General features: G+C 68.4%; 16 protein-coding genes. 7 read left to right on the top strand and 9 right to left on the bottom strand.

All coding sequences use genetic code 11. The features are described from left to right. Positions 1 to 22: 22 nt before the first annotated feature. Positions 23 to 481: a DNA repair putative endonuclease MmcB gene (gene mmcB / locus BrevBR_RS07400; RefSeq protein WP_340000465.1), complete on the top strand. Its 459-nt coding sequence runs from the start codon at positions 23 to 25 to the stop codon at positions 479 to 481. Here the strand turns inward: mmcB and BrevBR_RS07405 are convergent. The 4 genes from BrevBR_RS07405 to BrevBR_RS07420 form a co-directional block, all read right to left on the bottom strand. Further along, entirely contained in the window at positions 466 to 936 is a 471-nt protein-coding gene (locus BrevBR_RS07405) for a COG3650 family protein (protein ID WP_340000466.1), read from the bottom strand. The two genes, mmcB and BrevBR_RS07405, sit on opposite strands and share 16 nt — an antisense overlap. Before the next feature lie 61 nt (positions 937 to 997). Beyond that, positions 998 to 1,954: a magnesium transporter CorA family protein gene (locus BrevBR_RS07410; RefSeq protein ID WP_340000468.1), complete on the bottom strand. Its 957-nt coding sequence runs from the start codon at positions 1,952 to 1,954 to the stop codon at positions 998 to 1,000. A 27-nt stretch (positions 1,955 to 1,981) separates the two neighbouring features. Beyond that, positions 1,982 to 2,518 (bottom strand): CHAP domain-containing protein, encoded by a 537-nt coding sequence (locus BrevBR_RS07415; protein WP_340000469.1) that lies wholly within the window; start codon positions 2,516 to 2,518, stop codon positions 1,982 to 1,984. A gap of 35 nt (positions 2,519 to 2,553) precedes the next feature. Then, a complete protein-coding gene (locus BrevBR_RS07420) occupies positions 2,554 to 3,696 on the bottom strand; it encodes an acyltransferase family protein (RefSeq protein WP_340000470.1) in 1,143 nt (380 codons plus the stop codon). Positions 3,697 to 3,852: 156 nt separating this feature from the next. Here BrevBR_RS07420 and BrevBR_RS07425 point away from each other — a divergent pair, with 156 nt between their 5' ends. Then, a complete protein-coding gene (locus BrevBR_RS07425) occupies positions 3,853 to 4,173 on the top strand; it encodes a UrcA family protein (RefSeq protein ID WP_332640201.1) in 321 nt (106 codons plus the stop codon). Position 4,174: 1 nt separating this feature from the next. Here the strand turns inward: BrevBR_RS07425 and BrevBR_RS07430 are convergent, their stop codons facing one another. After that, entirely contained in the window at positions 4,175 to 4,540 is a 366-nt protein-coding gene (locus BrevBR_RS07430) for a hypothetical protein (protein ID WP_332640202.1), read from the bottom strand. 76 nt (positions 4,541 to 4,616) lie between these two features. Next, positions 4,617 to 5,333: a ribonuclease PH gene (rph, locus tag BrevBR_RS07435; protein ID WP_332640203.1), complete on the bottom strand. Its 717-nt coding sequence runs from the start codon at positions 5,331 to 5,333 to the stop codon at positions 4,617 to 4,619. Between rph and BrevBR_RS07440 the strand changes: the two genes are divergently transcribed. The 3 genes from BrevBR_RS07440 to grpE are packed head-to-tail and all read left to right on the top strand — an operon-like array spanning position 5,332 to position 7,642. Further along, the gene (locus BrevBR_RS07440) at positions 5,332 to 5,928 is read left to right on the top strand and encodes a GNAT family N-acetyltransferase (RefSeq protein ID WP_340000471.1); all 597 of its coding nucleotides are present in this window, start codon (positions 5,332 to 5,334) and stop codon (positions 5,926 to 5,928) included. The genes rph and BrevBR_RS07440 overlap by 2 nt on opposite strands. Positions 5,929 to 5,954: 26 nt before the next feature. Next, a complete protein-coding gene (gene hrcA, locus BrevBR_RS07445) occupies positions 5,955 to 7,013 on the top strand; it encodes a heat-inducible transcriptional repressor HrcA (protein ID WP_332640300.1) in 1,059 nt (352 codons plus the stop codon). A 47-nt stretch (positions 7,014 to 7,060) separates the two neighbouring features. Continuing rightward, the gene (gene grpE, locus BrevBR_RS07450) at positions 7,061 to 7,642 is read left to right on the top strand and encodes a nucleotide exchange factor GrpE (protein WP_442881328.1); all 582 of its coding nucleotides are present in this window, start codon (positions 7,061 to 7,063) and stop codon (positions 7,640 to 7,642) included. On the opposite strand, the gene BrevBR_RS07455 is transcribed toward grpE, so the two are convergent. The 3 genes from BrevBR_RS07455 to BrevBR_RS07465 form a co-directional block, all read right to left on the bottom strand. Then, complete coding sequence (locus BrevBR_RS07455) at positions 7,639 to 8,544, bottom strand: dienelactone hydrolase family protein (RefSeq protein ID WP_340000472.1); 906 nt, start codon at positions 8,542 to 8,544, stop codon at positions 7,639 to 7,641. The two genes, grpE and BrevBR_RS07455, sit on opposite strands and share 4 nt — an antisense overlap. A gap of 55 nt (positions 8,545 to 8,599) precedes the next feature. Further along, positions 8,600 to 9,205 (bottom strand): alpha-ketoglutarate-dependent dioxygenase AlkB, encoded by a 606-nt coding sequence (locus BrevBR_RS07460; RefSeq protein ID WP_340000473.1) that lies wholly within the window; start codon positions 9,203 to 9,205, stop codon positions 8,600 to 8,602. A 114-nt stretch (positions 9,206 to 9,319) separates the two neighbouring features. Next, positions 9,320 to 9,730 (bottom strand): hypothetical protein, encoded by a 411-nt coding sequence (locus tag BrevBR_RS07465; RefSeq protein ID WP_332640208.1) that lies wholly within the window; start codon positions 9,728 to 9,730, stop codon positions 9,320 to 9,322. A gap of 307 nt (positions 9,731 to 10,037) precedes the next feature. On the opposite strand from BrevBR_RS07465, the gene dnaK reads away from it, so the two are divergent. Together dnaK and dnaJ are read left to right on the top strand one after the other, a co-directional pair. Next, positions 10,038 to 11,948 carry a molecular chaperone DnaK gene (gene dnaK / locus BrevBR_RS07470; protein ID WP_332640209.1) on the top strand — a complete coding sequence of 637 codons (1,911 nt, stop codon included), beginning with the start codon at positions 10,038 to 10,040 and terminating at the stop codon, positions 11,946 to 11,948. A 169-nt stretch (positions 11,949 to 12,117) separates the two neighbouring features. Continuing rightward, positions 12,118 to 13,299 (top strand): molecular chaperone DnaJ, encoded by a 1,182-nt coding sequence (gene dnaJ, locus BrevBR_RS07475; RefSeq protein ID WP_332640210.1) that lies wholly within the window; start codon positions 12,118 to 12,120, stop codon positions 13,297 to 13,299. The last annotated feature ends 205 nt before the right edge of the window (positions 13,300 to 13,504 follow it).

Genomic DNA, 13,504 nt, shown 5'->3' on the forward strand with positions numbered 1-13,504 from the left:
CACAAGCGGAACATAAAGCGGGATGGCCGCGGAACTCCTGCAGATCGACCTCGTCTTCAGCCGTCCGGAAACCACCCTGTCGGTCACGCGCGGGGCCGCGCGGCTGATGGTCGACCTGGGCTACGCCCCCCTGCTGGAAGTGTGTCTGCCCAACGGCCGGCGCGCCGACGTCATGGCCATCGGACCGCGCGGCGACATCGTCATCTGCGAGGTCAAGTCCGGGATCGAGGACTACCGGGTCGACCGCAAATGGGGCGAATACGGACCCTTCTGCGACGCCTTCTATTTCGCGGTCGCGCCCGAGTTTCCGTCGGACATCCTGCCCGAGCATCCGGGCCTGATCGTCGCCGACGGCTTCGGCGGGGCCGTGGTGCGCGACGCGCCGCTGGCCCCGCTGGCGCCGGCGCGCCGCAAGGCGCTGACTATCGCCTTCGCCCGGCTGGGGGCGATGCGGACGGTGCGCGATCAGACGGCCGGCTGAGCCTTTTCGACCACCGGCCCGCTTTCACCCGTGGACATGATCGCCGCCGAGGAGGCCGCGCAACCGGTCAGGGTTTCGTCGCCGATCTTGACGATAGCCGAGAGCGGATAGGTCCGGTCGCTCATCCCGTCCGAGCATTCGGTGGCCGCCAGCATGATGCTGAGCGACGCGCCCGCGCCGGTGACGCCTTCAAAGGTCGCCGTCGTGCCCTGAACCACCGCCCTGGGCTGAGGCGCGCGCTGCTCGGGACGGTCCAGACCGGAATAGACCATCTCGGTCCCGGTCAGTTCGACGGCCCAGAACGGCTCGGTGCCCAGCGCCCGCACGGGTTTCGACAGATCGACCCCGGCCAGCACCGGCGCGGGTCCCGGGGCCGGAGGAGGAGGCGCGGGTTCCTCAGCCTGCGAACAGGCCGACAGGATCAGGGCGGATACGGCGAGGGCGGTCAGACGCATGGCGGGCTCCGGAATGTCTCGAACAGAAACGCGGACCGCGCCCGTTGGGTCAAGCCCGTCGTCAGAGCCAGCCCTTCTTCTTGAACCAGGCCAGCGGCAACAGGGCCGACACCACCATGGCGGCCACCGCCAGGGGATAGCCCCACGGCTGCGACAGCTCGGGCATGAAGTGGAAATTCATGCCGTAGATCGAGGCGATCAGCGTCGGCGGCAGGAAGGCCACCGCCGCCACCGAGAAGATCTTGATGATCGACGACTGTTCGATGTTGATCAGGCCCAGCGCCGCGGACAGCTGGAAATTGATCGACGCGGCGACCGAATGGTTGTGCGCCGACAGGCTTTCGGCGTCGCGGGCCAGCGAGCGCAGATGGGCGCGGGCCTCCTCGGTGGCCATCCGCTCGTCGATGCCGACGAAGGCGAAGATGCGCGTCAGCCCCGCCAGGCTCTGCTCGATGCGGGCGTTGGTCATCTGGGCCCGGCCCAGTTTGGTGATCAGTTTTTCGAACCCGACCGTCTTGCCGCCGGAGAAGACGTGGCTGGCGATGCCCTCGACCCGCACCACCGTGCCCGAAAGGATGTCGGAGACCCGGTCGATGATGGTTTCCATCAGGTTCAGGAACAGCTCCGGGCCCGTGTCGCAGAGGTTCGGTTCGCGGGAGAGCTTGTCGACCATCATGGCGAAAGGCTTGGGGTCTACGTAGCGAACGGTGACCAACGGACCCGCGGTGACCACGAAGGTCACCGGCTGAATGCCCGGAATTTCCTCGTCCCCATGGGTGACGATGTCGGCGGTGGCGTAGGTCGCCCCGTTTTCGCGATAGATCCGGCTGGACGCCTCCAGCTCGGCCATCTCCTCGCGCGTCGGGACCGACAGGTCGAGAGCCTTTTCGACGGCGGCCTCTTCCTCGCGGGTCGGCCGGATCAGATCGATCCAGACGGCGTCGGGCGGCATCACCCAGACCGCCGGGTCGACGGGCGGCTCACAGGCGGACCGGCCCGCGCACCAGACGCGGATCATGCCGGGATCCCATTGGACGTCCTGAGGTCAGGGCTGGCCCGACGGCGCCTCGGCCGAGGCCATGAGAACGCTCTCGACCGTCCGGCCCGGCGCCGGGGCCGGGGCTTTGTAGATGAAGCCGTAGGTCGGATAGACGGATGTGCCCAGATCATGGATCGGGTTGTACCAGACCTTGACCGCACTCCAATCGCCCGAGGGCGAAACGTCGACCACGGTGACGTTTTCCTCGACCTTGCCGCGGCTGCCGCCCCAGTTGGCGTGGGTCACGCGGATGACGCGGTCGGTGAGGATGTCCGAGACGACGGCGACGTGGCCGCGGGTCATCCGGCCGCTGGGCTGGAAGGCCAGGACGGCGCCGGTCTCGGGACGGCCGCCGGTGCGGAACCTGCCCTGGGCCTGCCGCCACCATGTCAGGGCGTCGCCGAAGATGTTGATGCCCGAAAACATGCGGGCGAAGGTCACGCACTGCCAGTACGGCTCGTCGGCCTTTGCAACGGGCGCGGCGCCCAGCACAAAAATTCCGAAGGTCGCCGCAACTGCGGCGGCTGTGAGCCGTTTCATCATGCTGGCGTGTTTTCCCGACGTCCGAAGACCAAGCCTTAGACGATAGTTTTCGAGGGTTGAAGAACCCTTTCAGGCGAATCCGTGTGCGGTTTTGTCGCGGTCAGCCGCGCGCGGCGGCGGTCCGCGAAACCCCTCAAAGCCTTGCGGCACGGGCGTTCGACAAGGTGGTAGGTGGCCATGGCCGTCACCGGAATCGCGGCGACCACGGCCAGCCACACAATGATGTGAAACCGCTTGTCGTCTGCTCCGGTCGCCCGCGCCGCGACATTGGTCATGACCAGAATCACCGGCGCGCAGACCATGTAGATCGAATAGCTGATCTCGCCCAGATAGACCCCGGCCTTCGACCCCATCAGGCCGGCGCGGGCGTTGTCCAGCGAGCCGAGGCCGAGGATCAGGCCGCCAGCCAGCAGCACAGTGATCGGGTCCCACAGACCGAGCGAGGCGCTGGCCAGCATGGCGACGGCGCTGATCACGGCGACCGGCCCCGCATACGGGATCGGGCCGCGCCGATAGACGAGGTAGAGGGCGCAGCCGAGGGCGAAACACGGCACGATCCTTAGCGCGCCCCATCGGAAGGTGGCCTCGGTCAGGGAGAAGCCCGCCAGCGGCTGGAATGCGGCGTAGATCGCCAGCGCGAGCGCCACGGCGCCCAGAACGGCGAGCACCGGCCGCTCGCGCAGCCGCCATGCCACGAAGGCGTAGGCCGGGAAGGTCAGATAGGCGAACCATTCGGCCGAGATCGACCAGGACGGATGGTTGAACGCCGAGGTCGGGGCCAGCCCCCAGGCGTGGGTCATGGTCAGATGGGCCGGCAGGGAGCGCCAGTCGGTCAGGCTGCCGTCGATGCTCAGACCCGCCGCCGTGCCCGCCACGCCCAGCGCGACCATGCCGAACAGGGTCAGCAGATGCAGCGGATAGACCCGCGCGATCCGGGCCCACAGGAAGCCGCCGTACGAATACCGCTTCCGCCCCGCCGCCTCGAGATAGACATGGCTGAGGATGAAGCCCGACAGGACGAAGAAGACCTCGACGCCGAGATAGCCCCTGGTGACCGCCACCGGGATCCAGCTCACATCCAGATGCGGCCAGGCCGTATAGAGCACCACCCAAAGGGCGGCGAGGAAGCGCAGGCCGGTGAGGGCGCGCAGGTCGGGGGGCGTCTGGATTGGGGTCATGGCCCGCCAAGGTGCGGGAACAGCGTTGGAAAACGATTAAGCGCCGCCGGCCCCGCATTACGGCGATTTCACCCGCCGATCCGCATCCGCGCGCCGGCCTCCGCGCCTCTGGCCCTTCGGGAGGCTGGAAAACCTCAAACAGAAGGATGCGCCGACATGATCACTTCAATCCTCATCGCCGCCGTTCTGGCCACCGGCTCCGTGGAGTTGCGCGAGCCTCCGGTCATGCAGGTTTCGGCCACCGGCCTGAACCTCTCGGACGCCCGTGACGCAGCCGTGTTCGCCGACCGCGTGGTCGAGCAGAGCCGGCGGTTCTGCGCGCTGCATCTCGAAAGGATCACGCCGGAACATCCCGCCAATCCACGATTCTGCGAGCGGGGCATGGCCGAAGAAGCCGTGCGCGCCCTGCCCGAGGCGCACCGGCAGCGGTTCCGCGCGGCCGGCGGGCCCGCGCTGGTCTATCGTCGTCTGCGCTAGATCAGGCCGAGCATTCCGCCGGTTTCGCCTCGCCCGGCGCATACATTTCGCACGCGCGATCGATCTCGCCCTGGATCATGGCGCAGGGATTGGCGGAGTTGCAGGGCGGGTGGGTCGCCGGGCTGACGGCGATGCAGCGCTGAACCAGACGGGCCGAGGCGTCGGCGCCGATTTCGGCGAGGCAGGAGCCGGGCTCGCCCGTGGCGGCGGTCTGGACCGGGACCTCTTCCTGCGGCGGGGCGTCCGCCGGCATTTCGGGCGGGGCCGCGTCCGCTGCGGCCGGTTCGGCCTCTGGCGTCGAGGCGGGCTGCTGACAGCCGCCGATCAGAAGGGCGATTGCCGCGAGGGCGAGAACGGTCCGGCGCATCAGGCTCTCCGATCAGTCGCGAGAAAGGGCAGGATAGGCATGCTTCGCGCGTCCGCGAAACCGGCGATATCGGAAGCTACCGGCCCAGTGCGGCCCTTTGCAGGGCGAACAGCTCGGCGCAGCCGCCCTCGGCCAGCTGGAACAGGCGGTCGAATTCGGCGCGCGAGAAGCCGCGCTTTTCGCCGGTGGCCTGGATTTCCACGATCCCGCCGGCGCCGGTCAGGACGAAGTTGGAATCGGCCTCGGCGGTGGAATCCTCCTCATAGTCGAGGTCCAGCACGGGGCGATCGCCGCAGATGCCGCACGAGACCGCGGCGACCTGATCGAGGATGGGATCGGTCTTCAGCACGCCCTCGGCGCGCAGATAGTCGAACGCGCTGGCCATCGCGACCCAGGCGCCGGTGATGGCCGCGGTGCGCGTGCCGCCGTCGGCCTGGATGACGTCGCAGTCCAGCACCACCTGCCGCTCGCCCAGCAGTTTCAGATCGACAACGGCGCGCAGCGAGCGGCCGATCAGCCGCTGGATCTCCTGCGTCCGGCCCGTCTGTTTGCCGCTGGCGGCCTCGCGTCGGCCGCGCGTGTGGGTCGCGCGGGGCAGCATGCCGTATTCCGCCGTCACCCAGCCCGAACCCTTGTTGCGCATCCAGCCGGGGACGTTCTCCTCAACCGTCGCGGTCACCAGAACCCTGGTGTGGCCGAAGGTGACCAGGCACGAGCCCTCGGCATAGCGGTTCACCCCCGTCTCCAGGGTGACGGCGCGGAGCTGTTCGGGCGTGCGGTCGGACGGGCGCATGACGGTAATCCTTGGAAGCGACAGCGGCGGTGCTTATCCTGAAACCGTGACCCTGTCCCCCGCATCTTCGGTTCGCCTGCGCCCCGCTACGCTGGACGACGTCCCGATGTTGGCGGAATGGGACCGCGAGCCGCACGTCGTCGAATGCTCGACCGACGATCCCGAGGCCGATGTCGCCTTCGGCGGCATCGAATGGCGCGAGGAGCTGGCCGACCAGTCCGAGGTCAGCTTCTACCGTATCGCCGAAGTTGAAGGCCGGCCCATCGGCGTGATGCAGATCTGCGACCCGCATCGGGAGCCGACGCATTACTGGGGCGAGATCGAACCGAACCTGCGGGCCATGGACATCTGGATCGGACCGAAGGACGCGCTCGGTCGCGGCTACGGCACGCAGATGATGACGCTGGCGATCGACGAGGCCTTCGCCGATCCGAAGGTGACGGCCATAGTCATCGACCCCCTGAACTCCAACACCGAGGCCCACCGCTTCTATCAGCGCCTCGGCTTCAAGCCCGAGGGCCGGCGCCTGTTCGATGAGGACGACTGTCTGGTTCACCGGCTGACGCGCGCGGCGTGGCGAGGCCGACAGTCATGAAACCGCCCCTGCTGACCTCGACCGCCATGGAGACCGGCAGCCTGACCGGTCTGGACCAGCGGGCCCGCGACATCTTCCGCCGCATCGTCGAGACGTATCTCGAGACCGGCGATCCCGTCGGCTCGCGCACCCTGTCGATGACCGGCGTGGCCCTGTCGCCCGCCTCGATCCGCAACACCATGCAGGACCTGACCATGGCGGGCCTGCTCGGAGCCCCCCACACCTCGGCCGGGCGGATCCCGACCCATGCGGGCCTGCGCCTGTTCGTCGACGGCCTGCTGGAGATCGGCGACATCGGCGCCGAGGAGCGGCGCGAGATCGACGCCCGCCTCGCGGGACGGGGCCGCAGCTTCGACGAGGCGCTGAACGAGGCCTCCAGCCTGCTGTCCGGGCTCGCCGGCGGCGCCAGCATCGTCGCCAGCCCGATCCGCGAGGCCGGGGTCAAACACGTCGAATTCGTGGCGCTCGGCCACGATCAGGCCCTGGCCGTGCTGGTCGGGGACGACGGCTCGGTCGAGAACCGGCTGATGCCGCTGAAGGCCGGCGTCACTCCCTCGACCCTGACCGAGGCCTCCAACTTCCTCAACGCCCGGCTCAAGGGCCGCCCCCTGCACGAGGCGCGCACCGAGATGCGCACCGAACTGGACGCCGCCCGCCGCGAACTGGACGCCGCCGCCGCAAGACTGGTCGAGGACGGTCTGGCGGCCTGGTCGGGCGGGGCGGAGCGCGAACGGTCCCTGATCGTGCGCGGCCGGGCCAATCTGCTGCACGACCGCGAGACGGCCGAGGATCTGGAAAAGGTCCGCATCCTGTTCGACGACCTGGAGCAGAAGGAACAGCTGATCGGCCTGCTGGACGGGGTGTCCACGGCCCAGGGCGTGCGCATCTTCATCGGCGCGGAAACGCGTCTGTTCTCACTTTCGGGTTCCGCCGTGATCGCGGCGCCCTATATGACGGGCCGACAGCGGGTCCTCGGCGCCATCGGCGTGATCGGACCCGCGCGACTGAACTATGCCCGCATCATACCGTTGGTGGACTATACCGCCCGGGTGCTGGGGCGAATGCTGGACGGACAAGAGACTTGAGCGACACACACGACGACTTCCCCAACTCCGAGGAGCTGGCCGCCGACATCGCGGAGGCCGAGGCCAACGCCGAGGCGGGCCTCGACGACGGCCTTGGCCCCATCGACGCCCTGATCGCCGAGCGCGACCAGTGGAAGGACCGCGCCCTGCGCGCCGTCGCCGAGGCCGAGAACACGAAGAAACGCGCGGAAACGTCGAACAACGACGCCCGCGCCTACGCCATTCAGAAATTCGCCCGCGACCTGCTGGGCGTGGCCGACAACCTCGAGCGCGCCCTTCAGGCCGCGCCGAAGAACGCCGACGCCGGAGAGGCCGGTCTGGTCACCGGCCTTGAGCTGACCCAGAAGTCGCTGCTGCAGGCCTTCGAGGCCAATCATCTGAAACGCGTCGCCCCCGAGCCGGGCGAGGCCTTCGACCCGCACCTGCATCAGGCCATGATGGAACAGGTCTCCGACAGCGTTCAGGGCGGTCAGGTCATCCAGACGCTGCAGCCCGGCTACGCCCTGTTCGGCCGCACCGTGCGCCCCGCCATGGTGGTGGTCGCCGCCAAGGGCTCCGGCGCCGCGGCCGGCAACGCCGCCTATGTCGCGGCGGGCGCCACCGGCGGCAATTTCGACGGCAAGGCCTAGGTCTTCAGCCGCGCTTCGAAGAAGGCCAGCAGCCTGCCCCACCCGTCCGCCGCATCGGCGGCGCGGTAGCTGTCGCGATAGTCGGCGTGGAAGGCGTGGGGCGCGTCCGGATAGACGGTGATCGTGCTGTTCGTCTGGCCCGCCCTCTGCAGGGCCGCGCGCATGGCCTCGACGCTGGCCACGGGGATGCCCCGGTCCTGACCGCCGTACAGGCCGATGACCGGGCATTTCAGGTCGCCGGCCAGATCGACGGGCCACGGCCGGCCGGCCTCGGCCTGTTCGGGCGTGGCGGTCGCCGCCGGGGCCAGCCGGCCGTACCAGGCCGCGCCGGCGTCCATCTGCGCGAACCGGGCGCAAGCCTGCCACACCACCTTGCCGCCCCAGCAGAAGCCGGTGATCCCCGTCTTGTCGCCATTGGCCCACAGCTGCTGGCTGGCCCAGTCCAGGGTGGCCGAGACGTCGCCCATGACCTGCTCATAGCCGGCGGCGGCGACGATGGCCTGGACCCGCTGCATGTCCGTCAGCGGGGCCGGGTCCTCGACCCGGTTGAAAAAGGCCGGCGCGATGGCGGCGTAGCCCGCCCGGGCCAGCCGGCGGCAGACGTCGCGGATATATTCGTGGACGCCGAAGATCTCGGACACCACCACCACGACCGGGAAGGGCCCTGCGCCGTTCGGCCGGGCCACATAGGCCGGCAGGGCGAAACCGTCGGGCGCCGGGTATGTGGTCTGCTCGATGGTCAGGTCGTCGTCGCTGGTGGTGATCGGCGCGGCCTGACGCGCAAGAGCCGCGGGGGCGTAGCCGGCGAAGGCCAGGCCGCCCACGGCGCCGACGGCCAGCGCGCGGCGGCTGAAGCGGAAATCGTCGGCCTCGGGGCCCTCGGGGCGGATCAGGTTGGTCATGACGGGCTCCGGCTGGGGAAGCGGGACCTTGGCGCGGCCCCGGCGAGGCGTCCATTCACGTTTGCTGTGAAGCTGGAGCAGCCCGGCGCAGCGTCAGATTGATCCGCCCGCCGCCCGGGATCAGCGTCGAGGAGCCGGCGATGACCCGGTCGATGCCATGCCGCGCCAGCCGCGCCGGCCCTGTCAGGGCGCAGACATCGCCCGAGTTCAGCCGGATCGCCTTCGTCGGCCCGCCGCCCGCGGGCCCGATCCGGAACATGGCCGCATCGCCCAGCGAGACCGACAGCACCGGCGCCGACATGTCCGCCTCGTCGCGGTCCTGATGCAGGCCCATCCTGGCCCCGTCCTGGTACAGATTGACCAGACAGGCGTCCGGCGGCGTCTCGTCTCCGGTCAGATCGCGCCACAGGTCCAGAAGCAGGCGCGGAATCGGGGGCCATGCGGCCCCCGTGACCGGATGCGTCGCCTGATAGCGGTAGCCCGCACGGTCGGACACCCAGCCCAGCGGCCCCAGACTGGTCATCCGCACCGACAACGGCCGGCCGCCCGGCGTCACCGGCTGATAGAAGGGCGCCTCCGCCTCGGCCGCCAGCACCCCGGCCAGCAGACCGGCCTGTTCGGACGCGGAAAGGGCTCCCGGCCAGAACCGGAAGCCCTCCATTCCCGTATCGATCCCAGGGCGCGCGGACATCCCATCAAGGTAGGGGGGCGCGACCCGGCCTCAAGTAGCCCGAAGGGCGGTAGGCCCAACAAACAAGCTGAGGCGCTGCGCGCCTCAGCGCGTGTAGTAATAGTCCGCGATCTCGCAGACGTTGACGTTGTTGCGGATCAGGCTCTGGCCGTTGGTGAACTCGGCCTTGAAGTCGAACAGGCAGGCGCCGGTGCCGTCGTCGATGTTCATCACGATGCTGGCGTTATTGGCGAGGACGTCGTTGCCCAGGATGTCCTCTTCCCAGTCGCTGCGGCTGGTGTTCGACGCAAAGAAGCGCAGCATGGTCCAGCCGGTGTTGTTGTGGATGCGCACGCGGCGGTTCCGGCCGTCGCGCGATTGCACGGGCGCAGGCGCTGCGGCGGTGGTGACGGCGACGGCCCGCTCGGGCGCCGTCGTCGGGGCGGCGGCCGCCGCGGTGGAAGCCAGCGCGGCCAGGACGACGGCGGCGCGGACGATGGTCTTGTGGACGTTCATTCTCGGTTTCTCCCCGGATGCCAGCCCCCCTCAGGCCGACACATCCCCTATTAACTACACCAATGTTCGTCGAAATCATCCATTCTGATGAAAGAGCGAATCTTCCCCTGAAGGCGTTTGGGGCTTGCAGGGCCGGGGGTGTTTCCCATATCGGCCACAACCGCCGTAAATCCCCGCAGTTCGTGGGGCTTTGCGGCCGGAACCGTACCAACCGACCAAAGACCCTGAACATCGGGGGCGGTCACGCGCGGCGCTTCGCTTTAAAAGGCCGCCGCATCGCCCGCTGAAATGGAGTGAAAGACTACACATGGCCAAGATCATCGGCATCGACCTGGGCACCACGAACTCGTGCGTCGCCGTCATGGACGGCAAGAATCCCAAGGTCATCGAGAACGCCGAGGGCAACCGCACGACGCCCTCCGTCGTCGCTATCCAGGACAGCGGCGAAGTGCTGGTGGGCCAGCCGGCCAAGCGCCAGGCGGTCACCAACCCGACCAACACCTTCTTCGCCATCAAGCGCCTGATCGGCCGCAATTTCACGGACCCCGTGGTGGCCAAGGACAAGGGGATGGTCCCCTATGAGATCGTCAAGGGCCCGAACGGCGACGCCTGGGTGAAGGCCCACGGCAAGGACTATTCGCCCCAGCAGGTCTCGGCCTACACCCTGGGCAAGATGAAGGAGGCCGCGGAGGCCTATCTGGGTGAAACCGTCACCCAGGCCGTCATCACCGTGCCCGCCTATTTCAACGACGCCCAGCGTCAGGCGACCAAGGACGCCGGCAAGATCGCCGGTCTGGAAGTCCTGCGCATCATCAACGAGCCGACCGCGGCCGCCCTGGCCTATGGCCTGGACAAGAACGATGGCCAGAAGATCGCCGTCTACGACCTCGGCGGCGGCACCTTCGACGTCTCGATCCTCGAGATCGGCGATGGCGTCTTCGAGGTGAAGTCGACCAACGGCGACACCTTCCTGGGCGGCGAGGACTTCGACCTGCGTCTGGTCGACTACCTGGCTGACGAGTTCAAGAAGGAGCAGGGCGTCGACCTGCGCTCCGACAAACTGGCCCTGCAGCGCCTCAAGGAAGAGGCCGAAAAGGCCAAGAAGGAGCTCAGCTCCACGACCCAGTACGAGGTCAACCTGCCGTTCATCACCATGAACGCCTCAGGCCCGCTTCACCTGAACATCAAACTGTCGCGCGCCAAGCTGGAAGCCCTCGTCGAGGACCTGGTCCAGCGCACCATCGAGCCGTGCAAGAAGGCCCTCGCCGATGCCGGCATGAAGGCCTCGGACATCGACGAAGTGGTGCTGGTCGGCGGCATGACCCGCATGCCCAAGGTGCAGGAGGCCGTGAAGGCCTTCTTCGGCAAGGAGCCGCACAAGGGCGTGAACCCTGACGAAGTCGTCGCCCTCGGCGCCGCCGTTCAGGCCGGCGTCCTGCAAGGCGACGTCAAGGACGTCCTGCTGCTCGACGTGACCCCGCTGACGCTGGGCATCGAGACCCTGGGCGGCGTCTTCACCCCGCTGATTGAACGCAACACGACCATCCCGACCAAGAAGAGCCAGGTCTTCTCGACCGCCGACGACAACCAGTCGGCCGTGACGATCCGCGTCTTCCAGGGCGAGCGTCCGATGGCCGCCGACAACAAGGTGCTGGGTCAGTTCGACCTGATGGGCATTCCGCCCGCGCCGCGGGGCATGCCGCAGATCGAGGTCGCCTTCGACATCGACGCCAACGGCATCGTCCATGTGACCGCCAAGGACAAGGCGACCAACAAGGAACAGTCGATCCGCATCCAGGCCAACGGCGGCCTGTCGGACGCCGACATCGAGAAGATGGTCAAGGAAGCCGAGGCCAATGCGGCCTCCGACAAGGCCAGGAAGGAAATGGTCGAGGCGGTCAACGCCGCCGACAGCCTGATCCATTCGACCGAGAAGGCCATGGCCGAACATGGCGACAAGATCGGCGGCGAAGAGAAGACCGCCATCGAAACCGCCCTGGAGGAGCTGAAGGCCGCGAAGGAAGGCACGGATCCGGAAGACATCCGGACGAAGACCAACACCCTGGTTCAGGCCTCGATGAAGCTGGGCGAGGCCATGTACGCCTCGCAGCAGGGCGCCGGCGACGGTGCCTCGGCTGAAGCCCCCGCCGACGACGGCGTGGTCGACGCCGAGTTCGAGGAAGTCTCGGGCGACGACGACGAGAAGAAGAGCGCGTAAGCCACACCGCGCGAACAATCACCCGGCCCCGCTTGTCTGACGACGGGCGGGGCCGTTTCATGAACTTGCATCATTTTCCCGGGCCACCATGTCAGCCCGGTCAGCCGTTACGGTCATTCGCCCGCCAAGAGGCGCCGATCGTCGGCAAGAGTAAGAGGACGACCGCCGCATGGCGACGCGTGACTATTACGAGGTTCTGGGAGTCGAGCGGACGATCGACGCCGCCGGCCTGAAGGCCGCCTACCGCAAACTGGCCATGCAGCACCACCCCGACCGGAACGGCGGGTGCGACGACTCCATGGCGCGCTTCAAGGAAATTTCCGAAGCCTATTCCGTCCTGTCCGACGACCAGAAGCGGGCGGCCTACGACCGTTTCGGCCATGCCGGGGTCAATGGCGGCGGCGGAAATCCGTTCGGCCAGGGCCAGGGCTTCACCGACGTCAACGACATCTTTTCCCAGGTCTTCGGCGAGGCGTTCGGCGATGTCTTCGGCGGCCGCGCCGGAGGCGGCGCCCGCCAGCACGGTCCGCGCCGCGGCTCGGATCTGCGCTACGACCTCGAGATCACGCTGGAGCAGGCCTACAAGGGCGCCGACGTCGAAATCAGCGTGCCCACCACCGCGACCTGCGACACCTGCGAGGGCACGGGCGCGAAGGCCGGCACCAAGCCGACCACCTGCACCACCTGCCAGGGCGCAGGCAGGGTCCGTTCGGCCAACGGCTTCTTCCAGGTCGAACGCACCTGCCCCCGCTGCGGCGGCCAGGGCCAGATGATCGCCGAACCTTGCGCCAGCTGCGCCGGCCATGGACAGGTGCGCAAGAACCGCAAACTCCAGCTCAAGGTCCCCGCCGGGGTCGACGACGGTTCGCGCATCCGCCTGTCGGGCGAGGGCGACGCCGGCGCGCGCGGCGGTCCGCGCGGCGACCTGTACGTCTTCCTGTCGGTGACCCCGCACGAACTGTTCGAGCGCGACAATCTCGACCTTCTGGTCACCGTCCCCGTGCCCATGACCACCGCGGCGCTCGGCGGCGAGATCGACGCCCCCTGCCTGACGTCCGAGGCCTGCGACGGCCGCTGCCGCGCGCCCGTCAGCGTTCCCGCCGGCTCCCAGACCGGCAAGACGGTGCGCATCAAGGGCAAGGGCATGCCGCATCTGAACGGCAAGAACCGCGGCGATCTGGTGGTCGAGCTGTTCGTCGAGACCCCCACGGACCTGACCGCGCACCAGAAGGAGCTGCTGCAGGAACTGGCCGCCTCGCTGGGCGAGAGCCAGACCCCGCGCAACTCGTCCTTCGCCGGCAAGGCCAAACGCTTCTGGGCCGACATCCTGGGCTCGGAAGCGCCGCAGTAGCCCCCGCCGTCACCCCCGGGCTTGACCCGAGGGCCAGATCATCCGGTGCGCGTCCCCTGGGCCGGCCCGGAGGTTGGAGGGCCGTCCCGGACACCCTGCAGCCCAACCTCTGATCCTCGGGTCAAGCCCGAGGATGACGCCGGCGGTGTTTGGGGTGAGAGAGCGACGGTGTTTGGGATGACGGTCCGGAAGAAACCCTCCACAA

The sequence above is a fragment of the Brevundimonas sp. BR2-1 genome, assembly GCF_037626195.1.
Classification (GTDB): Bacteria; Pseudomonadota; Alphaproteobacteria; order Caulobacterales; family Caulobacteraceae; genus Brevundimonas.